The organism is Micromonospora sp. CB01531 (genome assembly GCF_001905095.1).
In the GTDB taxonomy this organism is placed as follows: Bacteria; Actinomycetota; Actinomycetes; order Mycobacteriales; family Micromonosporaceae; genus Micromonospora.
Map to the genome: position 1 here is coordinate 16,613 of NZ_LWLS01000064.1, position 23,164 is coordinate 39,776.

A 23,164-nucleotide genomic window follows, 5' to 3' on the forward strand; every position below is an offset into this window, starting at 1 on the left:
CGGCCGGGATCCTCCCGCCGGTGAGCGCCTCGCGACCGGCGGGCGGCGGCGCGTCCGGGTCGCGGCCGATGCCTGCCGCGCCGCTGCCGGTCTGGCCGCTGACCCTGATGTTCGCCCTGATGCCGCTGTGGTGGGCGCTCGGCGCGTTCTATCTCGGCTGGTCGGTGTTCGGCGTGTTGCTGCTCGCCCTGCTCGTCGCGCGCGGCCGCGTCCCGCTGCCCGCCGGCAGCGCCTGCTGGCTGCTGTTCCTCGCCCTGGTGCTGCTCAGCGCCAGCCGGCTGGACCGGGCCACCGCCTACCTCACCTTCGGGCTGCGCTTCGGCTTCCTGGTGACCGCCCTGATCGTCGGCGTGTACGTGCACACCCTGGTGCGGGAGGGCGCCGCCTGGGAGCGGGTGCTGCGCCCGCTGGGCTGGTACTGGCTCGGCATCGTGGCGCTGGGCTGGCTGGCCGTGCTCGCCCCCACCTTCGCGCTGACCACGCCGGTGGAACTGGCGCTGCCGTACGCCGTCAGCGGGCAGCGGTACATCCAGGCGCTGACCCACGTGCGGCTCAACGAGTTCAACCCGGTCTCCCGGGCACCGATCTACCGCACGGCCGCGCCGTACCCGTACACGAACAACTGGGGCACCGCGTACGCCCTGCTGGTGCCGTGCGTGCTGGCGTACCTGACCTCGGTGCGCACCGGCCGGTTCCGGCGGGTGCTCTGGCTCTCGCTGCCGCTGTCGGTGGTCCCGGCGTTCCTGACGCTCAACCGCGGCATGTTCCTCGGCCTCGGCGCCGGCCTGCTCTATCTCGCCCTGCGCGCGCTGCTCCGGGGCAACGCCCGCCTCATCCTCTCCATCGCCGGGCTGGTGTTGCTGGTCTGGATCGTCAGCCTCGTGGTCCCGGTCCAGGACATGATCAATGCGCGGGTCAGCACCACCGACACCAACGTCGACCGGATGGACCTGTACCTGCGTACCTGGCAGGCGGTCGAGCGTTCGCCGCTGCTCGGCTACGGCGCGCCGAAGAGCGTCGACACCACGCTGGCCGAGGAGCCACTCGGCACCCAGGGGCTGATCTGGCAGATCCTCTACAGCCACGGCATCCCGGCGTTGGTCGTCTTCCTGTCCTGGCTGCTGCTGGCCGCCCGACGGCTGGCCGCTGCGGTATCGCCGGCCGGCTTCTGGCTGAGCACGGTCCCGGTGATCGCCCTGGTGGTCATTCCGGTGTACGCGTACATCGACCCGAACCTGTCAGTGATCTTCTTCGCCGTCGGCGCCGGGCTGGCCGCGGTCGCCGGGCCGGTCAACCGGGCCGCGCTCGGCCCGTCCGCCATGTCCCGCCCGGCGCCGTTGCGGTGGCGGACCAGGGGCTTCGGCCGGGCGGCGGTGCCAGGCAGGCGGAAGCCGTCCGCGCGGGCCGGGGTGGCCAGCGTGCCGCTGCGTACCGCCGTCCCGGCAACCGGCGCGCCCGACCCGGCCGAACACGCGCCGTCGCCGGTCGTGCCAGAGCCCCGGGCGCCGGCCGACCCGGTCGTTTCGCCACCGCCCGACACCGCCGTGGATCGTCCGGCGCCCGAGGCGCCGCAGCAGGGAGGGACGCCGTGACCGGTACGACGGCCGTGCCGGGCGCGCCCGCGACCGCCGGCGAGCGGGAGGTCCGCCGCAGCACGCGCAGCGGGATGGTCGGACTGGCCGGGGCGGCCGCCAACGGCCTGCTCGGTTTCGTGCTGACCGTGGTGATCGTCCGCGGACTCGGACCCGCCGGCTCCGGCGCGATGTTCACCGCGATCGGCGTCGTCACCGTCCTGGGTGCGCTCTGCTGCGCGGGCGCGGACACAGCGCTGGTCTGGGCCCTGCCCCGGCGCACGGCGGGCCGAACCGGCGACGCGGCCCGCCTGTTGCCGGTCGCGCTGTTGCCGGCGCTGCTGTTCACCGTCGGTCTGGCGGCGGCCGGCGTCGCCCTGCCCGGGCTGCTCGCGCCGGTGTTCTTCGATCCCGGCACGACCGGGGGCGAGGAGTTGCTCCGGCTGGCCTTCGCCGGTCTGCCGTTCGTGGTGGCGATGACCCTGCTGCTCGCCGCCGTCCGCGCGGTCCGCCCGGTCGCGGCCCTGGTCGCCGTGCAGTACGTCCTGCTGCCCGCGGCCCGTCCCGCGCTGGTGCTCGCCGCGGTCGCCGCCGGGGCGGGGGTGACCGCCGTCTTCGCCGGCTGGCTCGCCCCGGTGCTGCTGGCCGGGCTGGTCGGCGCGGCGCTGCTGGTCCGCCCGCTCGGCCTCGCTGCCGGTGCTGCGCTGAGCCCGGTCGGCGAGGACTGGCGCGCGCTCTGGGGCTTCGCCCTGCCCCGGGCTGCGTCGGCGGCCATCGACGCCAGCAGCATGTGGCTCACCGTGCTGCTCACCGCCGCCCTCGCCGACCAGACCGAGGCCGGCGTGATCGGCGCGGTCGGCCGGTACGCCCTCGCCGGACTGCTCGTCATGCAGGGCCTGCGGGTGGCCGTCGCGCCGCAGCTGTCCCGGTTGCTCGGACAGGGCCGCCGGGTCGAGGCGGTCATGGTCTACCGGCGGATCACCAGCTGGATCATCGCGCTGTCCTGGCCGGGGTACCTGCTGCTGGCGATATTCGCCCCGGGTTTCCTCTGGCTGTTCGGCGCGGAGTTCACCGCCGGCGCGTCCGCCATGGCGGTCCTTGCGGGCGCCATGATGGTCAACTCCGGCACCGGCATCGTGCAGACCCTGCTGCTGATGAGCGGCAGCAGCAAGCTGCACCTGCTCGCCGCTGCGACCGGCCTGGTGCTCAACGTCGGGCTGGCCCTGGTGCTGATTCCCCCCTACGGTGCGCTTGGCGCGGCGGCGGCCTGGACGGCCGGCATCGTGGTGGAGAACGTGATCGCCACGGCGGCCGCCCGCCGGGTGGTCGGTGAGCCGCTGCTCACACGGGAGGTGCTGCGCGCGGCGGTCGCCGCCGTGCCGGGCACCGCCGTCGTGGCCGGGACAGGGGCGGCGGTCGCCGGTCGGGGCGCGGCCGGCCTGTTCCTCACCCTCGGGGTGGTGGCGCTGCTCGCCGTCGCGCTGCTGCTGCACCCCGAGGTACGCCAGCGGACGCGCACCACCGTGCCCACCCTGTTGGGGCGGCCACCCCGATGACGAGGAGGACAGGATGACGACGCTGCGGGACCGGGTGAAGACGCTGGTGCCCGCCCCGGTGCTAAGCGGGGTGCGCAGCTCGCTGGTGCGCTACGGGGAACGGACCAGCGACCGGAGGCCGCTGCCGGACTTCCTGGTCATCGGCACCAAGCGCGGCGGGACGACGTCGCTCTGGCGGTACCTGCTGGAGCACCCCCTGGTGCCACGCCTCTTCCCGGCATGGAACACCAAGACCTCCCACTACTTCGAGGACACCTACTCCCGGGGCGAGGCCTGGTACCGCTCGCACTTCCCGACCGAGCGGCAGCGGCGGGCCCTGGAACGCCGGCACGGCGGGCCGACCCGGGTGGGGGAGGCCGCGCCGCTGTACATGTTCCATCCCCTCGCTCCGGCCCGGGTGGCCGAGCTGATCCCGGCGGTGAAGCTCATCGTGCTCCTGCGTGACCCGGTGGAGCGGGCGTACTCGCACTGGAAGGAGCGGCGCACCGAAGGCGTGGAGCCGCTCGGCTTCGCCGAGGCCCTCGCGGCCGAGGAGGAGCGCACGGCGGGGGAGCGGGAGAAGCTGATCGCCGACCCGACGTACGTCAGCAACGCCTACGACTGGTACAGCTATCGGGCCCGGGGCCGGTACCTGGAGCACCTGGAGCCGTGGCTGGACCGGTTCGACCGGGAGCAGCTGCTCATCCTGCCCAGCGAGACGTTCTACCGGGAGCCGGCCGCCGCGTACGCGCGGGTGCTGGACTTCCTCGGGCTGCCGCCGTACCAGCTCGACCGGTACGAGGTGTTCAACGACCGGCGCAGCAGCGCCATGGACGCCGCGGTGCGCGACGAACTGACCCGGTACTACGCGCCGTACGACGGGGCCCTCGCCGACCGCCTGGGCCTTACCTTCGACTGGGGACGCTGACCGTCCGCAGGGCGGGACGCGGTGGGCGGAGCATCGGGGCGGACACCGGGCGTGACAGACTGACCGCTGTGTTGCGCTGGCTGACTGCAGGTGAATCGCACGGACCCGCCCTCGTCGCGATGCTGGACGGGGTGCCCGCCGGCGTCGAGCTGACCACCGCGGAGATCTCCGGTGAGCTGGCCCGCCGCCGGCTCGGCTATGGCCGGGGCGCTCGGATGTCGTTCGAGCAGGACGAGGTCGAGATCATCGGCGGCCTGCGGCACGGCGTGACGCTGGGCAGCCCGGTGGCGATCCGGGTCGGCAACTCCGAGTGGTCGAAATGGCGCACCGTGATGGCCGCCAACCCGGTCGACCCGGTGGAGCTCGCCGGGCAGGCCCGCAACGCCCCGCTCACCCGTCCCCGACCGGGCCACGCCGACCTGGCCGGGATGCAGAAGTACGGCCACGTCGACGCCCGGCCGATCCTGGAGCGGGCCAGCGCCCGGGAGACCGCCGCCCGGGTCGCCGTGGGCACGGTCGCCAAGGCCCTGGTGAAGCAGGCGCTCGGCGTGGAGATCGTCTCCCACGTGGTGGAGCTCGGCCCGGTCGCGGTGAAGCCCGGCCTGCGTCCGACCCCGGAGGATGCCGCGCGGATCGACGCCGACCCGCTGCGCTGCCTCGATCCGGAGGCCAGCGCCCGGATGGTCGCCGAGGTCGACGCCGCGAAGAAGGCCGCCGACACCCTGGGCGGCGTGGTCGAGGTACTCGCGTACGGGGTGCCGCCGGGCCTGGGCAGCCACGTGCAGTGGGACCGGAAGCTCGACGCCCGGCTGGCCACCGCGCTGATGTCCATCCAGGCCATCAAGGGCGTGGAGATCGGCGACGGCTGGCAGCAGGCCCGCTCGCGCGGCTCGGAGGCGCACGACGAGATCCTGCCCACGGCCGCCGGGGTACGCCGGGTGACCGACCGGGCCGGCGGCCTGGAGGGCGGCATCACCACCGGTGAACCGCTGCGGGTGAAGGCCGCGATGAAGCCGATCTCCTCGCTGAACCGGGCCCTGTCCACGGTCGACGTCGCCACCGGGGAGCCGGCCACCGCGATCAACCAGCGCTCCGACGTCTGCGCGGTGCCGGCCGCGGCGGTGGTGGCCGAGGCGATGGTGGCCCTGGTGCTCGCCGAGGCCGCGGTGGAGAAGTTCGGCGGCGACTCGGTCGCCGAGATGCGCCGCAACCTGGCCGGCTACCTCGATGCCCTGGTGATCCGGTGATCCGGCCGGTCTGCGTGCTGGTCGGGGCGCCCGGGTCCGGCAAGACCACGGTGGGGCTGGCGCTCGCCGCCGCGCTCGGCGTGGCGTTCCGGGACACCGACACCGACATCGAGCAGCTCGCCGGCAAGCCGATCCCGGAGATCTTCGTCGACGAGGGGGAGGACCACTTCCGTACCCTCGAACGGGCGGCGGTGGCGGCGGCGCTGGCGTCGCACCCCGGGGTGCTCGCCCTCGGCGGGGGCGCGGTCCTCGCCGAGGAGAACCGCGCCGCGCTGATCGGGCACACCGTCGTGCACCTGTCGGTGGAGCTGCCCGACGCGGTGAAGCGGGTCGGCCTGGGCGCCGGCCGGCCACTGCTGGCGCTCAACCCCCGGGCCACCCTGAAGCACCTGATGGAGCAGCGCCGGCCGCTCTACGCCGAGGTGGCGACCGCCACCGTGGTCACCGACGGGCGTACCCCGGAGGAGCTCGCCGTCGAACTCGCCGCCCTGCTCACGGCCGACGGGCGGGCGGCGCGATGACGGACGGGGTGACGCGGATCCCGGTCGGCGGCGAGCGGCCGTACGAGGTGCTCGTGGGTCGTGACCTGCTCACCCCGCCGCCGCGGCTGCTGCCCGGCGCGGAACGGGTGGCCTTCCTGCACGCGCCGGCGTTGAAGGGCCTGGCCGAGGGGATCGCGGAACGGGTGCGGGCGGCCGGTGTCGCGCCGCTGCTGATCGAGGTGCCGGACGCCGAGGCGGGCAAGCACATCGACGTGGCCGCCGCCTGCTGGGACCGGCTTGGCGAGGCCGGCTTCACCCGTACCGACGCCGTGGTGGGGGTGGGCGGCGGCGCCGTCACCGACCTGGCCGGTTTCGTGGCGGCCTGCTGGCTGCGCGGGGTGCGTTGGGTGCCCGTGGCGACCTCGCTGCTGGGCATGGTCGACGCCGCGGTGGGCGGCAAGACCGGGATCAACACCGCGGCCGGCAAGAACCTGGTCGGCGCCTTCCATCCGCCCGCCGGGGTGATCTGCGACCTGGCGACCCTGGACACCCTGCCCCCGGTCGACCTGGCCGCCGGGATGGCCGAGGTGGTCAAGTGCGGTTTCATCGCCGACCCGGTGATCCTCGACCTCGTCGAGCGGGACCCTTCCGCCGCCGTCGACCCGGCCGGACCGGTGGCCCGTGAGCTGATCGAACGGGCGATCCGGGTCAAGGCCGACGTGGTCTCCGGGGACCTGCGCGAGTCCGGGGTACGCGAGGTGCTCAACTACGGGCACACCCTGGCCCACGCGATCGAAAAGGTCGAGGGATACCGCTGGCGGCACGGTCACGCCGTCGCGGTGGGCCTGGTCTACGCGGCCACCCTGGCCCGGCTCGCCGGCCGGCTGGACCCGGCCACCGCCGAGCGGCACCGCGCGGTGCTGGGCCTGCTCGGCCTGCCCACCAGCTACCGGGCCGACGCCTGGCAGCGCCTGCTGGCGACCATGCGGGTGGACAAGAAGGCCCGCGGGAACACGCTGCGCTTCGTGGTGCTGGACGGGCTGGCCCGCCCGGCCATCCTGGAGGGCCCGGACGACGAGCTGCTGCACGCCGCCTACCGGGAGATCAGCTCATGAGGGTGTATGTGCTCAACGGGCCGAACCTGGGGCGGCTCGGCACCCGTCAGGTCGACGTGTACGGCGTCACCAGCTACGCCGACCTGGTGGCCCTGTGCGTGGACACCGGCCGGGAGCTGGGGCTGGACGTGGTCGTCCGGCAGACCGACGCCGAGCACGAGCTGCTGGGCTGGCTGCATGCGGCGGCCGACGAGGGGGCGGCGGTGGTGCTCAACCCGGCCGCCTGGTCGCACTACTCCATCGCGGTCCGGGACGCCTGCGCCATGCTCCGCGGCCCTCTGGTCGAGGTGCACATCTCCAACATCCACGCCCGCGAGGAGTTCCGGCACCACTCGGTGGTCTCCGCGGTGGCGACCGGGGTGATCTGCGGCCTGGGCGTGGACGGCTACCGGCTCGCCCTGCGCCACCTGGCCACCCGGCTGGCCGGCGACGCCTGACCCGTCCCGGCGGCTCGCCCCCTGCCGCCCGCGTCGGCGCGCCCGTCCGAGCACGATTGGCCCGCGCCCGTGCGCCGGCAGTGACTCTCCGTGTTCGTCATCTTCGTCACGTCCGGTTGCCGCGTCTGTGCACTGCTGCGGGTGGTCACCGCCCTTTGCTCTGCAGCCATCCGCGCATCACCCGGCTGAGCTGCAACGACCGGCCCCGGCCCCGCCCGGATCGTCGCCCGGGTTCGTCACGGAGCGTGTGTGTTGCGCCGATGGCTGCAGAGCAAAGGCGGGTGCGGTCGGTGCCTCCGGTGGACCCGGCTGTCGCTCTGAGTGATGTTCGGCACGTTCGGTCGCCCGCCGGGCGGGCACCCGGCCGGCCCCGCGAGCAGCGCGGCGGACCCGGTTCGACACAGCTAGTAGACTTCTTGGGTCTGTCCGCCAATTGATGATCAAGGCAGGAAATGGCCACCACCAACGACCTCAAGAACGGCCTGGTCCTCAACCTCGACGGCGAGCTGTGGGCCGTCGTCGAGTTCCAGCACGTCAAGCCCGGTAAGGGCGGCGCGTTCGTGCGTACCACGCTCAAGAACGTGCTGTCCGGCAAGGTGGTCGACAAGACCTTCAACGCGGGCACCAAGGTCGACACCGCGACCGTCGACAAGCGCACCATGCAGTACCTGTACGCCGACGGCGAGGACTACGTCTTCATGGACCTGGAGACGTTCGACCAGATCACCGTCCCCGGCGGCACCGTCGGCGAGGCCGCCAACTACCTCCTCCCCGAGGCCGAGGCGACCGTCGCCACCCACGAGGGTGTGCCGCTGTACATCGAGCTGCCGACCTCGGTCGTGCTCGAGATCACCTACACCGAGCCCGGTCTGCAGGGCGACCGGTCGACCGGCGGCAACAAGCCGGCCACCGTCGAGACCGGCGCGACTGTCCAGGTGCCGCTCTTCATCACCACCGGCGAGAAGATCAAGGTCGACACCCGCGACGGCCGTTACCTCGGCCGCGCCTGATGGCCGAGGCTCCCAAGCAGCAGATGCCGGCGCGCCGCAAGGCGCGCAAGCGGGCGCTGGACGTGCTCTTCGAGGCCGACTTGCGGGACCGCCCGCCGGTCGAGGTGCTGGCCGGGTACATCGAGCGGATCGAGAAGCCCCGCCCCGAGCACCTGGGCTACGCGGTGGGCCTGGTCGAGGGCGTCGCGGCGCACCTCGACCGGATCGACGAGCTGATCGCCAGCTACGCCGAGGGCTGGACGCTCGACCGGATGCCGGTGGTCGACCGTAACCTGGCCCGGATCGCGGTCTACGAGCTGCTCTACGTCGACGAGATCGACGACGCGGTGGCGATCAGCGAGGCCGTCGAGCTGGCCCGGCAGATGTCGACCGACGACTCGCCGCGCTTCCTCAACGGCATCCTCGGCCGGATCGCCGAGTACGCCACCCGCTGACCGGCGGCGTCACCACCGACGACGAAGGGCCCGTGCCGTCCGGCACGGGCCCTCGTCGTGGCGACAGCGGGTCAGGACGCGAAGAACGCGCGCGGGTCGGCGACCAGCACGCCGTGCTCGGTGAGCCGCTCGATCAGACCCGACGGCGAGGCGTCGTAGACGATCGCGAGGGCCCGCAGGTCGTCGGCGCGGATGGAGAGCACCCGGCCGTTGTAGTCGCCGCGCTGCTGCTGGATGGCGCGGGCGTACCGGGCGACGTACGCGAGGTCCTCGGAGGCCTCGTCGTAGAGCCGCTCCAGGTCCAGGACGATCTTGCTGGTGGGTTCGTGGCGCACCCCGCTGCCGTCGGGCAGCAGCTCCGAGACGGGAACGCGGTAGAAGTCGGCCAGCTCCGCCAGGCGGGACACGGTGACGGCCCGGTCGCCACGCTCGTACGAGCCGACCACCACAGCCTTCCACCGCCCGTTCGACTTCTCCTCCACCCCCTGCAGGGACAGGCCCTGCTGCTGGCGGATGGAGCGCAGGCGGGCGCCCAGCGACTTGGCGTATTCAGAGGGCATTCGGACACTCCCAGTGCTGCTCGGGGTTCTCCCAGCTATCGCTACGGAGCGTGACGGTACGGGGATTGGGACACCGGGTCAAGTGCTCGTGACGTTACCGTTGGGGCAGGCGGGGGACTTGTCCCGGTTTCGCCGGCCTGACCCGGGGGTCAGTACCGCCGACGGTCCGCCCGGTGACCGCTGGTAACGTGGCGTGAAGCCCCGGTCCGGGCCGCCTGCGGCCCGCCGGAAGACCAGACATCCTTTAACGACCCGTCCCGTGAGGCGGGGAAGGAGGTCCGCCGTGGCCTACCCACCGGCTGCCCGAACGTCGCCGCCGCGACAACCCTCGGTGAAGGTCATCCTCACCGCCGCCGACGTGTCGCGGGTGGTCGACCGCATCGCCCACCAGATCCTGGAGAAGACCCAGGGCGCCGCCGAGACCGTGCTGCTCGGCATTCCCACCCGCGGCGTCCCGCTGGCGAGGCGCCTCGCCGCCCGGATCAGCACCTTCGAGGACGTGACCGTCCCGGTCGGCGTGCTCGACATCACGCTCTACCGCGACGACCTGCGCCGGCATGCCACCCGCGCGGTCGGCCCGACCGACCTGCCCCCGGGCGGGATCGACGGCCGACGGGTGATCCTCGTCGACGACGTGCTCTTCTCCGGCCGTACCGTGCGGGCCGCCCTCGACGCGCTGAGCGACGTCGGCCGCCCGGCCTCCGTGCAGCTCGCTGTCCTGGTCGACCGCGGCCACCGGCAACTACCGATCCGCGCCGACTACGTCGGCAAGAACATCCCGACCGCGCTCGCCGAGAGCGTCAAAGTCACCCTCGCCGAGACCGACGGCGCCGACGAGGTCAAGCTCTACGGGGGTGGCCAGTGAGCGCGAGGAGTGCAGCGAAGCGGAGCCCCGCAGTCGCGAACGAAGGGTGGCTCGTCGCATGATCAGGCACCTGCTCTCCGGCGGCGACCTGGACGCGGCCACCGCCACCCAGATTCTGGACACCGCGACCGAGATGGCCACCGTCGCCGGTCGCGAGGTCAAGAAGCTACCCGCGCTGCGCGGCCGGACCGTGGTGAACCTCTTCTACGAGGACTCCACCCGGACCCGGATCTCGTTCGAGGCGGCCGCCAAGCGGCTCAGCGCCGATGTGATCAACTTTTCCGCGAAGGGTTCCAGCGTCACCAAGGGCGAGAGCCTGAAGGACACCGCCCTCACCCTGCAGGCCATGGGGGCCGACGCGGTGGTCGTCCGGCACCCGGCCTCCGGCGCCCCGCACCGGCTGGCGAACTGGGTGGACGGGTCGGTGGTCAACGCCGGCGACGGCACCCACGAGCACCCCACCCAGGCGTTGCTCGACGCGTACACGATGCGCTCCCGGCTTGGCCGGCTCGCCGGCCTGCACGTGGCGATCGTCGGCGACGTGCTGCACTCCCGGGTGGCCCGCTCCAACGTGCTGCTGCTCTCCACCCTCGGCGCCAAGGTCACCCTGGTCGGCCCGCCCACCCTCATCCCGGTCGACATCTCGCCGGCGCTCGCGCCAGGCACCGACGTCTCCTACGACCTCGACGCCGTTCTACCCGGTGTGGACGTGGTGATGATGCTGCGGGTGCAGCGGGAGCGGATGAACGACTCCTACTTCCCCTCGGCCCGCGAGTACGCCCGCCGTTACGGGCTCGACGGGCCACGCCTGCGCCGGCTGCCCGAGCACGCGATCGTCATGCACCCCGGCCCGATGAACCGGGGCATGGAGATCACACCCGAGGTCGCCGACTCACCCCGCTCCACCATCGTCGAACAGGTCGCCAACGGGGTCTCCGTGCGGATGGCCGTCCTCTACCTGCTGCTCGGAGGGAACAACCGGTGACCGCGTACCTGATCCGGAACGTGAGTGTGGTCGGCAGCGCGCCGACCGACCTGCTGATCCGCGACGGCGTCGTGGCGGAGACCGGCGCGGGGCTGACCGCCCCGGACGCCACGGTGATCGACGCCACCGGCCTGGTCGCCCTGCCCGGCCTGGTCGACCTGCACACCCACCTGCGCGAGCCCGGCCGGGAGGACGCCGAGACCGTCGAGTCCGGGTCCCGGGCCGCGGCCCTCGGCGGCTACACCGCGGTCTGCGCGATGGCCAACACCTCGCCGGTCGCCGACACGGCCGGCGTGGTCGAGCAGGTCTGGCGGCTCGGCCGGGAGGCCGGGCTGGTCGACGTGCAGCCGATCGGCGCGGTCACCGTCGGCCTGGCCGGCGAGCGCCTGGCCGAGCTGGGCGCGATGGCCGACTCGGCGGCCCGGGTCCGGATCTTCTCCGACGACGGGCACTGCGTCGCCGACCCGAAGCTGATGCGCCGGGCCCTGGAGTACGTCAAGGCGTTCGACGGGGTGATCGCCCAGCACGCCGAGGAGCCGCGGCTCACCGAGGGCGCGCAGATGCACGAGGGCGAGGTCTCCACCCGGCTCGGGCTGACCGGCTGGCCCGCGGTCGCCGAGGAGGCGATCATCGCCCGGGACGTGCTGCTGGCCGAGCACGTCGGCAGCCGGCTGCACGTCTGCCACGTCTCCACCGCCGGCAGCGTGGAGGTGCTGCGGCACGCCAAGGCGCGTGGGGTGAAGGTGACCGCCGAGGTAACCCCGCATCACCTGCTGCTCACCGACGAGGTCGTGAGCGGGCGGAGTGAGCTTGCGAGCCCCGCACTCGCGAACAACTGGAGCCCCGTGGCTCCCTACGACCCGGTCTACAAGGTCAACCCGCCGCTGCGGACCGCAGCCGACGTCGCCGCGCTGCGGGCCGCGCTGGCCGAGGGCGTGATCGACATCATCGCCACCGACCACGCCCCGCACGCGGTGGAGGACAAGGAGTGCGAGTGGGCGTACGCCCGGCCGGGCATGCTCGGCCTGGAGACGGCGCTGTCGATCGCCCTCGACGTGGTCGGCCCGCAGTGGGACCTGATCGCCGAGCGGATGTCCCGCGCCCCGGCCCGGATCGCCGGGCTGGACGGACACGGCCTCGATCCGGCCCCCGGCGTGCCGGCCAACCTGACCCTGGTCGACCCGGCGGTCCGCCGCGTCATCGAACCGGCGGAGCTGGCCAGTCGCAGTCGCAACACCCCGTACGCCCGCATGACGCTGCCAGGTCGCATCGTGGCGACCTTCCTGCGCGGCGAGCCGACGGTCCTGGACGGAAAGGCAGTCAAGTGACCAAGCGCAGGCCCGCGATCCTCGTCCTCGAGGACGGGCGCACCTTCCACGGCGAGGCGTACGGCAGCGTCGGGGAGACCTTCGGTGAGGCGGTCTTCAACACCGGTATGACCGGCTATCAGGAGACCCTGACCGACCCCTCGTACCACCGGCAGGTGGTGGTGCAGACCGCGCCGCACATCGGTAACACCGGCGTCAACGACGAGGACGACGAGTCCGGCCGGATCTGGGTCGCCGGGTACGTGGTGCGGGACCCGGCCCGGATCGGCTCCAACTGGCGGGCCACCGGTGGCCTGGAGGACCGGCTCGCCGCCGAGGGCGTGGTCGGCATCAGCGGCGTGGACACCCGGGCGCTCACCCGGCACCTGCGCGAGCGGGGCGCCATGCGGGTGGGCATCTCCAGCGTCGACGACGACCCGGCCGCCCTCCTCGACCGGGTGCGCCGGTCGCCGCAGATGGTCGGCGCGGACCTCTCCGCCGAGGTGACCACCGCCAAGCCGTACGTGGTCGAGGCGCAGGGCCCGCACCGGTTCACCGTCGCCGCGCTGGACCTGGGCATCAAGCGCAACGTGCCCCGCCGGCTGGCGGCGCGCGGGGTGACCACCCACGTGCTGCCCGCCACCGCCAGCATCGAGGACCTGCTCGCCACCGGCGCGGACGCGGTGTTCTTCTCCCCGGGCCCGGGCGACCCGGCCACCGCCGACGGTCCGGTGGCGCTGGCCCGGGAGGTGCTGACCCGGCGGATCCCGCTCTTCGGCATCTGCTTCGGCAGCCAGATCCTGGGTCGGGCACTCGGCTTCGGCACCTACAAGCTGGGCTACGGGCACCGCGGCATCAACCAGCCGGTGCTCGACCGGGCCACCGGCAAGGTCGAGGTGACCAGCCACAACCACGGCTTCGCCGTCGAGGTGCCCGGTGCGCGGGCCGGGGCGGTGGTCCCCGACCAGGTGATCGACACCGCCTTCGGCGGCGTCCAGGTGTCGCACGTCTGCCTCAATGACAACGTGGTCGAGGGGCTGCGGGCCAAGGATGTGCCCGCCTTCACCGTCCAGTACCACCCGGAGGCGGCGGCCGGCCCGCACGACGCGGACTACCTCTTCGACCGCTTCGCCGAGCTCATCGAAGGCGGAAAGAATGCCTAAGCGGACCGACCTCAAGCACGTCCTGGTGATCGGCTCCGGGCCGATCGTGATCGGGCAGGCCTGCGAGTTCGACTACTCCGGCACCCAGGCCTGCCGGGTGCTGCGCAGCGAGGGGATCCGGGTCAGCCTGGTCAACTCAAACCCGGCGACGATCATGACGGACCCCGAGTTCGCCGACGCCACGTACGTCGAGCCGATCACCCCGGAGTTCGTCGAGCTGGTCATCGCCAAGGAGCGTCCCGACGCGCTGCTGCCCACCCTGGGCGGCCAGACCGCGCTGAACACCGCGGTCGCCCTGCACGAGGCCGGGGTCCTGGAGAAGTACGGCGTCGAGCTGATCGGCGCCGACATCGAGGCGATCCGGCGTGGTGAGGACCGGCAGCTGTTCAAGGACATCGTCGCCAAGGCCGGCGTCCGGATCGGCCTCGACGACCCGTCCTCGCTGGTGCCCCGTTCCCGGGTCTGCCACTCCATGGCCGAGGTCGAGGAGACCGCCGCCGAGCTGGGCCTGCCGGTGGTGATCCGGCCGTCGTTCACCATGGGCGGCCTCGGCTCCGGCATGGCGCACACCGACGAGGACCTGCGGCGGATCGCCGGGGCCGGCCTGGCCGCCAGCCCGGTGCACGAGGTGCTCATCGAGGAGAGCGTGCTCGGCTGGAAGGAGTACGAGCTCGAGCTGATGCGCGACCGCCACGACAACGTGGTGGTGGTCTGCTCGATCGAGAACCTCGACCCGATGGGTGTGCACACCGGCGACAGCGTCACCGTGGCCCCGGCGATGACCCTGACCGACCGGGAGTACCAGCGGCTGCGCGACCTCGGCATCGCGGTGCTGCGCGAGGTCGGGGTGGAAACCGGCGGCTGCAACATCCAGTTCGCGGTGAACCCGGCCGACGGCCGGATCGTCGTGATCGAGATGAATCCCCGGGTGTCCCGTTCCTCGGCGCTGGCCTCGAAGGCCACCGGCTTCCCGATCGCCAAGATCGCGGCGAAGCTGGCCATCGGCTACACCCTGGACGAGATTCCCAACGACATCACCCTGAAGACCCCGGCGGCGTTCGAGCCGACGCTGGACTACGTGGTGGTGAAGATCCCCCGGTTCGCGTTCGAGAAGTTCCCCGGCGCGGACCAGGAGCTGACCACCACCATGAAGTCGGTCGGCGAGGCGATGAGCCTCGGCCGCAACTTCACCGAGGCGCTGAACAAGGCGATGCGCTCGATGGAGACAAAAGCAGCCGGATTCTGGACCCGACCCGACCCGGCCGACGCGACCCGGGAGAGCACGCTCGCCGCGCTGCGCATGCCGCACGACGGCCGGCTCTACACGGTGGAGCGGGCGCTGCGGCTCGGCGCCTCGATCGCGGAGGTCGCCGAGGCGTCCGGCGGGATGGACCCCTGGTTCCTGGACCAGATCGCGGCGCTGGTCGAGCTGCGCGCCGAGATCGTCGACGCCCCGGTGCTCGACGCCAACCTGCTGCGCCGGGCCAAGCGGGCCGGGCTGTCCGACCGGCAGCTCGCCGCGCTCCGCCCCGAGCTGGCCGGCGAGGACGGCGTCCGGGCCCTGCGCCACCGCCTGGAGGTACGCCCGGTCTACAAGACGGTCGACACCTGCGCCGCCGAGTTCGAGGCGACCACGCCCTACCACTACTCGACGTACGACCAGGAGACCGAGGTCGCGCCCTCGGACCGGCCCAAGGTGATCATCCTGGGCTCCGGGCCGAACCGGATCGGGCAGGGTATCGAGTTCGACTACTCCTGCGTGCACGCCGTCCAGGCGCTGCGCAGCGCGCCCATCGGCACCGCCCCCGCATCCGGTTCCAGCGCAGAAGGCGCCGGCTACGAGACCGTGATGGTCAACTGCAACCCGGAGACCGTCTCCACCGACTACGACACCGCCGACCGGCTCTACTTCGAGCCGCTGACCTTCGAGGACGTCCTGGAGGTCTGGCACGCCGAGGACTCGTCCGGCCGGGCGGCCGGCGGCCCTGGCGTGGTCGGCGTGATCGTGCAGCTCGGCGGGCAGACCCCGCTCGGCCTGGCCCGGCGGCTCAAGAACGCCGGGGTCCCGGTGGTCGGCACCTCGCCGGAATCGATCCACCTGGCCGAGGAGCGGGGCGCGTTCGGCGCGGTGCTGGCCCGGGCCGGGCTGCGCGCTCCGGCGCACGGCACGGCCACCTCCTACGACGAGGCGAAGGCGATCGCCGACGAGATCGGCTACCCGGTGCTGGTCCGCCCGTCGTACGTGCTCGGCGGGCGGGGCATGGAGATCGTCTACGACGACGCCACCCTGCGCGACTACATCGGCCGGGCCACCGACATCTCGCCCGACCACCCGGTGCTGGTGGACCGCTTCCTCGACGACGCCATCGAGATCGACGTGGACGCGCTCTGCGACGCCGACGGCGAAGTCTACCTGGGCGGCGTGATGGAGCACATCGAGGAGGCCGGCATCCACTCCGGCGACTCGTCCTGCGCGCTGCCGCCGATCACCCTGGCCGGATCGCACCTGGCCCAGGTACGCCGCTACACCGAGGCGATCGCCCGCGGGGTCGGCGTGCGCGGCCTGCTGAACGTCCAGTACGCCCTGCAGGGCGACATGCTCTACGTGCTGGAGGCGAACCCGCGGGCGTCCCGGACGGTCCCGTTCGTCTCCAAGGCGACCGCGGTGCCGCTGGCCAAGGCGGCGGCCCGGATCGCGCTCGGCGCCACCATCGCCGAGCTGCGCGCCGAGGGGATGCTCCCGCCGACCGGGGACGGCGGCACCATGCCGGCCGACGCCCCGATCGCGGTCAAGGAGGCGGTGCTGCCGTTCAAGCGGTTCCGTACGCCGGCCGGCAAGGGGATCGATGTGCTGCTCGGTCCGGAGATGAAGTCCACCGGCGAGGTGATGGGCATCGACACCAACTTCGGGCACGCCTTCGCCAAGTCGCAGTCCGCCGCGTACGGGTCGCTGCCGACCGCCGGCAAGATCTTCGTCTCGGTGGCGAACCGGGACAAGCGCGGGATGGTCTTCCCGATCAAGCGCCTGGCCGACCTGGGCTTCGAGATCGTCGCCACCACCGGCACCGCCGAGGTGCTGCGCCGGCACGGGATCGCCTGCGAGCAGATCCGCAAGCATTTCGAGGCCGGTGCGGGCGAGGACGCGGTGTCGCTGATCCTCGGCGGCGACGTGGCTCTGGTGGTGAACACCCCGCAGGGCTCGGGCGCGAGCGCCCGCTCCGACGGGTACGAGATCCGCAGCGCCGCGGTGACCGCGGACATCCCCTGCATCACCACGGTCCCCGGCGCCGCGGCCGCGGTCATGGGCATCGAGGCCCGCATCCGGGGCGACATGCGCGTCCGCCCCCTGCAGGACCTCCACGCCACCCTGCGAGCCGCCCAGTGACCGCCGGCACCCTCGCGGTGATCATGAGGGTGGCGGCGGTCGGGGAGATCGACATCGCCGTCAACCTCATGATCGACGGGGCCCGGGGCCGGGGAGGCGCGGGGTGATCTTCGAGCGGGTGGTGCGGCCGCGGTTGTTCCGGATCGGGGGTGGGGACGCCGAGCGGGCGCACGAGTGGACGTTGGAACGGCTGGCCTCCGTGTCGCGGCGGCCGGCCGTGCTGGCGGCGCTGCGGGCCCGCTACCTCCGGTCCGCGCCACGCACCGTGTTCGGAGTGGACTTCCCGAACCCGGTCGGGCTGGCGGCCGGAATGGACAAGAATGGAGTCGCGTTGCCGGCCTGGCCGGCACTCGGCTTCGGCTTCGTCGAGGTCGGCACCGTCACCGCGCACGCCCAGCCGGGCAACCCCCGACCCCGGCTGTTCCGGCTGCGGGACAGCGAGGCCGTGGTCAACCGGATGGGCTTCAACAACGCCGGCGCGGCGGCCCTCGCGGCCCGGCTGGCGGCGCTGCCGCGCCCGATCGGCGTACCCCTGGGGATCTCGCTCGGGAAGTCCAAGGTGACCCCGCTGGACGAGGCGGTCGAGGACTACCTGGCGTCCTACCGGGCGTTGCGGGAGCACGGCGACTACTTCGCGGTCAACGTGTCCTCGCCGAACACCCCCGGCCTGCGGTCCCTGCAGGACCGGTCCCACCTGGACGCGCTGCTGGCGGCGCTGGTGGGGGAGAAGCCGGTGCTGGTGAAGATCGCCCCCGACCTGACCGAGCCGGCCATCGCCGAGTTGCTGGGGGTCTGTCTCGAGCGGGGCGCGGCCGGGGTGATCGCCACCAACACCACCCTGGCCCGCGGCGGGCTCGCCCCGGCCGACCGGGCGCGGGGTGCGGAGACCGGCGGCCTGTCCGGCCGGCCACTGGCCGGGCGGGCCCGCGAGGTGGTCGCCTTCGTGCACCGGGAGACCGGCGGCCGGCTGCCGGTGATCGGGGTCGGCGGCGTCCTCGACCCGGACGACGCGACCCGGATGTTCGACGCCGGCGCGAGCCTGGTCCAGCTCTACACCGGTTTCATCTACCGGGGTCCGGCCTTGGTCCGGTCGGTCGCTCGGGCAGCCGGGCCGGCGACGGTGCCGGCCGGCCACCGGTGAGGCGCAGGCCGGGCGGGGGAAGCTGCGCCCGGCCCGACGCGCGGCCCGGCCGCGCGGAGACGAAGGAGAGGCCGATGACGCCCGAGGAGATCCTCGCCACCGACCGCAGGCACGTCTGGCACCCGTACGCGGCGCTGCCGCCGGCCAGCCCGCCCTACTTGGTGGAGAGCGCCCGGGGCGTACGGCTGCGGCTGGCCGACGGCCGGGAGCTGGTGGACGGGATGTCGTCCTGGTGGGCGGCGATCCACGGCTACCGGCACCCGGTGCTGGACGCGGCCGTCACCGACCAACTCGGCCGGATGAGCCACGTGATGTTCGGCGGCCTCACCCACGAGCCCGCGGTACGCCTCGCGCGGACCCTGGTCGAGCTGGCCCCGGACGGCCTGGAGCACGTCTTCCTGGCCGATTCCGGCTCGGTCAGCGTGGAAGTGGCGGTGAAGATGTGCCTCCAGTACCAGCGGGCCACCGGGCGGCCGCGGCGCCGCCGGCTGGGCACCTGGCGGGGCGGCTACCACGGCGACACGTTCCACCCGATGAGCGTCTGCGACCCGGAGGGCGGCATGCACCACCTCTGGGGGGACGTGCTGCCCCGGCAGGTCTTCGCGCCGGTGCCGCCGGGTGGCTTCGACACCCCGCCCGACCCGGCGTACGAGGCGGCCCTGGTCGACGCGGTGGAACGGCACGCCGACGAACTGGCCGCGGTGATCGTGGAGCCGGTGGTGCAGGGGGCCGGCGGGATGCGCTTCCACCACCCGCACTACCTGCGGGTGCTGCGCGAGGTGACCCGGGCGCACGGCATCCTGCTGGTCTTCGACGAGATCGCCACCGGGTTCGGCCGGACCGGGACGATGTTCGCCGCCGAGCACGCCGGGGTCGCTCCGGACGTGCTCTGCGTCGGCAAGGCGCTCACCGGCGGCTACCTCACCCTGGCCGCCGCGCTCTGCACCCCCGAGGTGGCCCACGGCATCTCGGCCGACGGGGTGCTGGCGCACGGTCCGACGTTCATGGGCAACCCGCTCGCCTGCGCGGTCGCCAACGCCTCCCTGGGCCTGCTGGCGGCCGGGGACTGGGCCGGGCAGGTGGCGAGGATCTCCGCCGGGCTGCGGGCCGGCCTGGCCCCGCTGCGCGACGCCCCGGGCGTGGCCGACGTCCGGGTGCTCGGCGCGATCGGCGTGGTCCAGCTCGACCACGAGGTGGACATCCCCCGGGCGACCGCCGCCGCGGTGGCGCAGGGCGTGTGGCTGCGGCCGTTCCGGGACCTCGTCTACACCATGCCGCCGTACGTCACCGACGACGCGGACGTGGCGCGGATCGTGGCCGGCATCGAGGCGGCGGTCAAGGCGGGCTGAGCCGGCCCGCTGGCCGCGCCCCGGCGGCCCGCCAAGGACACGCGCCGGCACATCTCGGGCGGCCCTCGACGGGACGCGTGGGCGGCCCGGCGGCGGCGCACAGCACGGACGGCCGACCCGGGGACGGGCGGCGACAGGGTGACACCGACGCACGCCGCGGCGCAATGCCGCGCGACGGAGAGGGAGAGACGCGATGGAGACCTTCGGCGCCCGCCTGTACCGGGCCGTGGCCGAGCGGGGACCGCTCTGCGTGGGTATCGACCCGCACCCCGGGCTGCTGGCCCGCTGGGGGCTGTCTGACGACGTCGCGGGCCTCGACCGGTTCAGCCGGACGGTGGTGGAGGCGATCGGTGACCGGGTCGCGGTGGTCAAGCCGCAGTCCGCCTTCTTCGAGCGTTTCGGGTCCCGCGGGATCGCCGTGCTTGAGTCAACTATCCGACAGTTGCGGGAGGCGGGCGCGCTCGTCCTCCTCGACGTCAAGCGGGGCGACATCGGTTCCACGGTCAGCGCGTACGCCGCGGCGTACCTCGATCCATCCAGCCCGATGTATGTCGATGCGGTCACGGCGAGCCCGTACCTGGGGGTGGGGTCACTCGCGCCGATGTTCGAGCTGGCCGCCGCGCACGGTGGCGGCGTCTTCGTCCTGGCGCTCACCTCGAATCCCGAGGGCGCCGCCGTGCAGCGGGCCGTCGCGGCCGACGGGCGCACCGTGGCGCAGACCGTGATCGACGAGATTTCCCAGCTCAACCGGGGTGCCGAGCCGCTCGGCAGCCTCGGGCTGGTGGTCGGCGCGACCATCGGGGACACCGGTCACGACCTCTCCGCCGTGCACGGTCCCCTGCTCGCCCCGGGGCTCGGCGCGCAGGGTGCCACGGCCGCCGACCTGCGCACCGTGTTCGGGTCCAGCCTGCCCTCGGTGCTGCCGTCGTACTCCCGCGAGGTGCTGCACGCCGGGCCCGAGGTGGCCGCCCTGCGGGCCGCCGCCGAGCGGGTGCTGGCGGAGTGCCGGACGACCCTCGCCACCTCATGACTGACTGACGGCTCGGTCACTTTACGTTGATCTTCGCGCGCCCACGTTGCCGAAAACTCCGTTGCCCGCTAGTTTTCCCCGCGCTGGGAACCACGGACCCCTTTGGTTGCCAGCGACACCACGTTTCACAGAAGCGACGGTGCGCTCCGCCCGTCGCGCTAGGGACCTGAGGAGAACTGGTGCCGCTCCCGTCACTGACCCCCGAGCAGCGCGCTGCCGCGCTGGAGAAGGCCGCGGAGATCCGCAAGGCCCGTGCGAAGCTGAAGGAGGACCTCAAGCAGGGCAAGACCAGCCTCGCCACCGTCCTCGAGCAGGCCGAGTCCAACGACGTCGTCGGCAAGCTGAAGGTGTCGGCCGTCCTCCAGGCGATGCCGGGCATCGGCAAGATCCGGGCCACCCAGATCATGGAGAAGCTCAAGATCGCCGACAGCCGTCGCCTGCGCGGCCTGGGCGAGCAGCAGCGCAAGGCTCTGCTTGGAGAGTTCGCCGCCAACTGAACGCCGTAGGCGTGTAGAAACAAGCGGTGAGCACGGATGACGAGGCGCGCCCGGCGGCTCGGCTCACTGTCCTGACCGGACCTTCGGGTGCCGGGCGGTGCAGTGTCGTCGAGCAGGTCCGGGCGCGCTTTCCGTTGGTGTGGGTGCCGGTGGTCGCCACCACCCGCCCCCCGTGCCCCGGTGAGGTGGACGGCGTCGACCGGCTCTTCCTCGACCCGGCCGGGTTCGACCGGATGATCGCCGCGGACGAACTGCTGGAGTGGAGCCGGATCGGGCCGTACCGGCGGGGCGTGCCGCGGGAGGGTGTCCGGTCCCGGCTCGCCGAGGGCCGGCCGGTGCTGCTCCCGCTGGACCTGCCCGGTGCGCTCGCCGTCCGGGCCGCCGTGCCGGACCCGCAGCTGGTGCTCCTCGCCCCGCCCGGACACCGGCCAGACCCGGCCGTGGCCGCCGCCCTCACACACGCCGTGGCGCACGACCGGACCGAGCGTGCGGCGAACGAGCTGGTAGGCTTGCTCGGTTCTTCCTTCCTGGCTCCGGCCCAACCGCGCCCGAGCGGTTGAGAGGCCACCGCCTCCGGGCGGTGCATCAAGACGCAGAGGTTTATTCGTGGGATCCATCGCCACCAACCCCGAGGGCATCACCAACCCGCCGATCGACGAGCTCCTCGAGAAGACGACCTCGAAGTACGCGCTGGTGATCTTCGCCGCCAAGCGCGCACGCCAGGTCAACGCCTACTACAGCCAGCTCGGTGAGGGCCTGCTGGAGTACGTCGGCCCGCTCGTGGAGACCACCCCCCAGGAGAAGCCGCTCTCCATCGCCATGCGCGAGATCAACGCGGGCCTGCTCACCGCCGAGCCGACCGACCAGCCGTAGCACCCGCCCGCGTCGATGTCCGCCGAGATCGTCCTCGGGGTCGGCGGCGGCATCGCCGCCTACAAGGCGTGTGAGCTGCTCCGGCTCTTCACCGAGTCGGGTCACCGGGTCCGCGTCGTGCCGACCGCGTCGGCGCTCCGGTTCGTCGGGGCGCCGACCTGGGCCGCGCTCTCCGGCCAGCCGGTCGCCGACGACGTCTGGTCGGACGTGCACGAGGTGCCGCACGTGCGCCTCGGTCAGCACGCCGATCTGGTCGTCGTGGCTCCCGCCACCGCCGACCTGCTCGCCAAGGCCGCCCACGGGCTCGCCGACGACCTGCTCACCAACACCCTGCTGACCGCCCGCTGCCCGGTGGTGCTCGCCCCGGCCATGCACACCGAGATGTGGGAGCACCCGGCCACCGTCGCCAACGTGGCGACCCTGCGGTCGCGGGGCGTGCGGGTGATCGAGCCGGCGGTCGGCCGGCTGACCGGCAAGGACACCGGCAAGGGCCGGCTGCCCGACCCGGCGGAGATCTTCGCGGTCGCCCGGCGGGCCCTCGCCCGGGGCGTCGCCGCCCCGGCCGACCTGGCCGGCCGGCACGTGGTGGTCACCGCCGGCGGCACCCGCGAGCCGCTCGACCCGGTCCGCTTCCTCGGCAACCGCTCCTCCGGCAAGCAGGGCTACGCGTTCGCCCGCGCCGCCGTCGCCCGGGGCGCCCGGGTCACCCTGGTCTCGGCCAACGTCACGCTCGCCGAGCCGGCCGGCGTGGACCTGGTCCGGGTCGGCACCACCGAGGAGCTGCGCAAGGCGACCCTCGAGGCGGCCGCGGACGCGGACGCCGTGGTGATGGCCGCCGCCCCCGCCGACTTCCGGCCGGCGACCTACGCGCCCGGAAAGATCAAGAAGGCGGACGACGGCAGCGCCCCCACCATCGAGCTGGTCACCAACCCCGACATCGCGGCGGAGCTGGGCCGGCGTCGCCGGCCGGAGCAGGTGCTGGTCGTCTTCGCCGCCGAGACCGGCGACGCCGAGGCGAACGGCCGGGCCAAGCTCGCCCGCAAGCGGGCCGACCTGATCGTCATCAACGAGGTGGGCGTGGACAAGGTCTTCGGCGCCGAGACCAACGCCGCCACGGTGATCGGGGCGGACGGTGCGGTGCACCGACTGCCCGAGCAGCCCAAGGAGGACCTGGCCGACGCGGTCTGGGAGCTCGTGGTCGCCCGGCTGATTGAGCAATCCTGACGGTTGGTCACCGCGCATTCCAGGGG

Annotated in this window: 22 protein-coding genes; 21 read left to right on the forward strand and 1 reads right to left on the reverse strand. The window is 73.2% G+C overall.

The window, feature by feature from the left end; translation table 11 throughout:
• The first annotated feature begins 20 nt into the window (after positions 1 to 20).
• The 9 genes from A6A27_RS15140 (at position 21) to nusB (ending at position 8,759) form a co-directional block, all read left to right on the forward strand.
• Positions 21 to 1,592 carry an O-antigen ligase family protein gene (locus tag A6A27_RS15140; protein WP_241825271.1) on the forward strand — a complete coding sequence of 524 codons (1,572 nt, stop codon included), beginning with the start codon at positions 21 to 23 and terminating at the stop codon, positions 1,590 to 1,592.
• Entirely contained in the window at positions 1,589 to 3,127 is a 1,539-nt protein-coding gene (locus A6A27_RS15145) for a lipopolysaccharide biosynthesis protein (RefSeq protein ID WP_073835253.1), read from the forward strand. Before A6A27_RS15140 ends, A6A27_RS15145 begins: the two co-directional genes overlap by 4 nt.
• 13 nt (positions 3,128 to 3,140) lie before the next feature.
• Positions 3,141 to 4,034, forward strand: coding sequence for a sulfotransferase domain-containing protein (locus A6A27_RS15150; RefSeq protein WP_073835254.1), 894 nt, complete (start codon positions 3,141 to 3,143; stop codon positions 4,032 to 4,034).
• 68 nt (positions 4,035 to 4,102) lie between these two features.
• Complete coding sequence (gene aroC / locus A6A27_RS15155) at positions 4,103 to 5,281, forward strand: chorismate synthase (RefSeq protein ID WP_073835255.1); 1,179 nt, start codon at positions 4,103 to 4,105, stop codon at positions 5,279 to 5,281.
• Positions 5,281 to 5,802: a shikimate kinase gene (locus A6A27_RS15160; protein ID WP_073835332.1), complete on the forward strand. Its 522-nt coding sequence runs from the start codon at positions 5,281 to 5,283 to the stop codon at positions 5,800 to 5,802. Before aroC ends, A6A27_RS15160 begins: the two co-directional genes overlap by 1 nt.
• On the forward strand, positions 5,799 to 6,878 hold the full coding sequence (gene aroB / locus A6A27_RS15165; protein ID WP_073835256.1) for a 3-dehydroquinate synthase: 1,080 nt from the start codon (positions 5,799 to 5,801) through the stop codon (positions 6,876 to 6,878). Before A6A27_RS15160 ends, aroB begins: the two co-directional genes overlap by 4 nt.
• On the forward strand, positions 6,875 to 7,315 hold the full coding sequence (aroQ, locus tag A6A27_RS15170) for a type II 3-dehydroquinate dehydratase (protein ID WP_073835257.1): 441 nt from the start codon (positions 6,875 to 6,877) through the stop codon (positions 7,313 to 7,315). Before aroB ends, aroQ begins: the two co-directional genes overlap by 4 nt.
• A 452-nt stretch (positions 7,316 to 7,767) precedes the next feature.
• Positions 7,768 to 8,325: an elongation factor P gene (gene efp / locus A6A27_RS15175; protein WP_073835258.1), complete on the forward strand. Its 558-nt coding sequence runs from the start codon at positions 7,768 to 7,770 to the stop codon at positions 8,323 to 8,325.
• A gap of 23 nt (positions 8,326 to 8,348) precedes the next feature.
• On the forward strand, positions 8,349 to 8,759 hold the full coding sequence (nusB, locus tag A6A27_RS15180) for a transcription antitermination factor NusB (protein WP_187413655.1): 411 nt from the start codon (positions 8,349 to 8,351) through the stop codon (positions 8,757 to 8,759).
• 71 nt (positions 8,760 to 8,830) lie between these two features.
• On the opposite strand, the gene bldD is transcribed toward nusB, so the two are convergent.
• A complete protein-coding gene (bldD, locus tag A6A27_RS15185) occupies positions 8,831 to 9,319 on the reverse strand; it encodes a transcriptional regulator BldD (RefSeq protein WP_013285505.1) in 489 nt (162 codons plus the stop codon).
• 283 nt (positions 9,320 to 9,602) lie between these two features.
• Between bldD and pyrR the strand changes: the two genes are divergently transcribed.
• From pyrR to coaBC, 12 genes are all read left to right on the forward strand, one after another.
• Complete coding sequence (pyrR, locus tag A6A27_RS15190) at positions 9,603 to 10,184, forward strand: bifunctional pyr operon transcriptional regulator/uracil phosphoribosyltransferase PyrR (protein WP_073835260.1); 582 nt, start codon at positions 9,603 to 9,605, stop codon at positions 10,182 to 10,184.
• Positions 10,185 to 10,242: 58 nt separating this feature from the next.
• On the forward strand, positions 10,243 to 11,169 hold the full coding sequence (locus tag A6A27_RS15195; protein ID WP_073835261.1) for an aspartate carbamoyltransferase catalytic subunit: 927 nt from the start codon (positions 10,243 to 10,245) through the stop codon (positions 11,167 to 11,169).
• A complete protein-coding gene (locus A6A27_RS15200; protein WP_073835262.1) occupies positions 11,166 to 12,497 on the forward strand; it encodes a dihydroorotase in 1,332 nt (443 codons plus the stop codon). Before A6A27_RS15195 ends, A6A27_RS15200 begins: the two co-directional genes overlap by 4 nt.
• A complete protein-coding gene (carA, locus tag A6A27_RS15205) occupies positions 12,494 to 13,639 on the forward strand; it encodes a glutamine-hydrolyzing carbamoyl-phosphate synthase small subunit (protein ID WP_073835263.1) in 1,146 nt (381 codons plus the stop codon). Before A6A27_RS15200 ends, carA begins: the two co-directional genes overlap by 4 nt.
• The gene (gene carB, locus A6A27_RS15210) at positions 13,632 to 17,024 is read left to right on the forward strand and encodes a carbamoyl-phosphate synthase large subunit (RefSeq protein ID WP_073835264.1); all 3,393 of its coding nucleotides are present in this window, start codon (positions 13,632 to 13,634) and stop codon (positions 17,022 to 17,024) included. Before carA ends, carB begins: the two co-directional genes overlap by 8 nt.
• Positions 17,025 to 17,127: 103 nt before the next feature.
• On the forward strand, positions 17,128 to 18,165 hold the full coding sequence (locus A6A27_RS15215; protein WP_073835265.1) for a quinone-dependent dihydroorotate dehydrogenase: 1,038 nt from the start codon (positions 17,128 to 17,130) through the stop codon (positions 18,163 to 18,165).
• A 74-nt stretch (positions 18,166 to 18,239) separates the two neighbouring features.
• The gene (locus A6A27_RS15220) at positions 18,240 to 19,514 is read left to right on the forward strand and encodes an adenosylmethionine--8-amino-7-oxononanoate transaminase (protein WP_073835266.1); all 1,275 of its coding nucleotides are present in this window, start codon (positions 18,240 to 18,242) and stop codon (positions 19,512 to 19,514) included.
• Between the two features lie 193 nt (positions 19,515 to 19,707).
• A complete protein-coding gene (gene pyrF, locus A6A27_RS15225) occupies positions 19,708 to 20,544 on the forward strand; it encodes an orotidine-5'-phosphate decarboxylase (RefSeq protein ID WP_073835267.1) in 837 nt (278 codons plus the stop codon).
• A 179-nt stretch (positions 20,545 to 20,723) separates the two neighbouring features.
• Positions 20,724 to 21,041 (forward strand): integration host factor, actinobacterial type, encoded by a 318-nt coding sequence (mihF, locus tag A6A27_RS15230; RefSeq protein ID WP_073835268.1) that lies wholly within the window; start codon positions 20,724 to 20,726, stop codon positions 21,039 to 21,041.
• Positions 21,042 to 21,067: 26 nt separating this feature from the next.
• Positions 21,068 to 21,601, forward strand: coding sequence for a guanylate kinase (locus A6A27_RS15235; protein WP_073835269.1), 534 nt, complete (start codon positions 21,068 to 21,070; stop codon positions 21,599 to 21,601).
• 46 nt (positions 21,602 to 21,647) lie between these two features.
• Entirely contained in the window at positions 21,648 to 21,914 is a 267-nt protein-coding gene (gene rpoZ / locus A6A27_RS15240; protein ID WP_013285517.1) for a DNA-directed RNA polymerase subunit omega, read from the forward strand.
• 15 nt (positions 21,915 to 21,929) lie between these two features.
• The gene (gene coaBC / locus A6A27_RS15245) at positions 21,930 to 23,138 is read left to right on the forward strand and encodes a bifunctional phosphopantothenoylcysteine decarboxylase/phosphopantothenate--cysteine ligase CoaBC (RefSeq protein WP_073835270.1); all 1,209 of its coding nucleotides are present in this window, start codon (positions 21,930 to 21,932) and stop codon (positions 23,136 to 23,138) included.
• Positions 23,139 to 23,164: the final 26 nt, after the last annotated feature.

Coding starts and splice junctions, on each gene's coding strand:
- A6A27_RS15150 (WP_073835254.1), top strand. CDS start 3,141: ATGACGACGCTGCGGGACCGGGTGAAGACGCTGGTGCCCGCCCCGGTG.
- aroB (WP_073835256.1), top strand. CDS start 5,799: ATGACGGACGGGGTGACGCGGATCCCGGTCGGCGGCGAGCGGCCGTAC.
- aroQ (WP_073835257.1), top strand. CDS start 6,875: ATGAGGGTGTATGTGCTCAACGGGCCGAACCTGGGGCGGCTCGGCACC.
- efp (WP_073835258.1), top strand. CDS start 7,768: ATGGCCACCACCAACGACCTCAAGAACGGCCTGGTCCTCAACCTCGAC.
- nusB (WP_187413655.1), top strand. CDS start 8,349: ATGCCGGCGCGCCGCAAGGCGCGCAAGCGGGCGCTGGACGTGCTCTTC.
- bldD (WP_013285505.1), bottom strand. CDS start 9,319: ATGCCCTCTGAATACGCCAAGTCGCTGGGCGCCCGCCTGCGCTCCATC.
- A6A27_RS15195 (WP_073835261.1), top strand. CDS start 10,243: ATGATCAGGCACCTGCTCTCCGGCGGCGACCTGGACGCGGCCACCGCC.
- carB (WP_073835264.1), top strand. CDS start 13,632: ATGCCTAAGCGGACCGACCTCAAGCACGTCCTGGTGATCGGCTCCGGG.
- A6A27_RS15220 (WP_073835266.1), top strand. CDS start 18,240: ATGACGCCCGAGGAGATCCTCGCCACCGACCGCAGGCACGTCTGGCAC.
- pyrF (WP_073835267.1), top strand. CDS start 19,708: ATGGAGACCTTCGGCGCCCGCCTGTACCGGGCCGTGGCCGAGCGGGGA.
- coaBC (WP_073835270.1), top strand. CDS start 21,930: ATGTCCGCCGAGATCGTCCTCGGGGTCGGCGGCGGCATCGCCGCCTAC.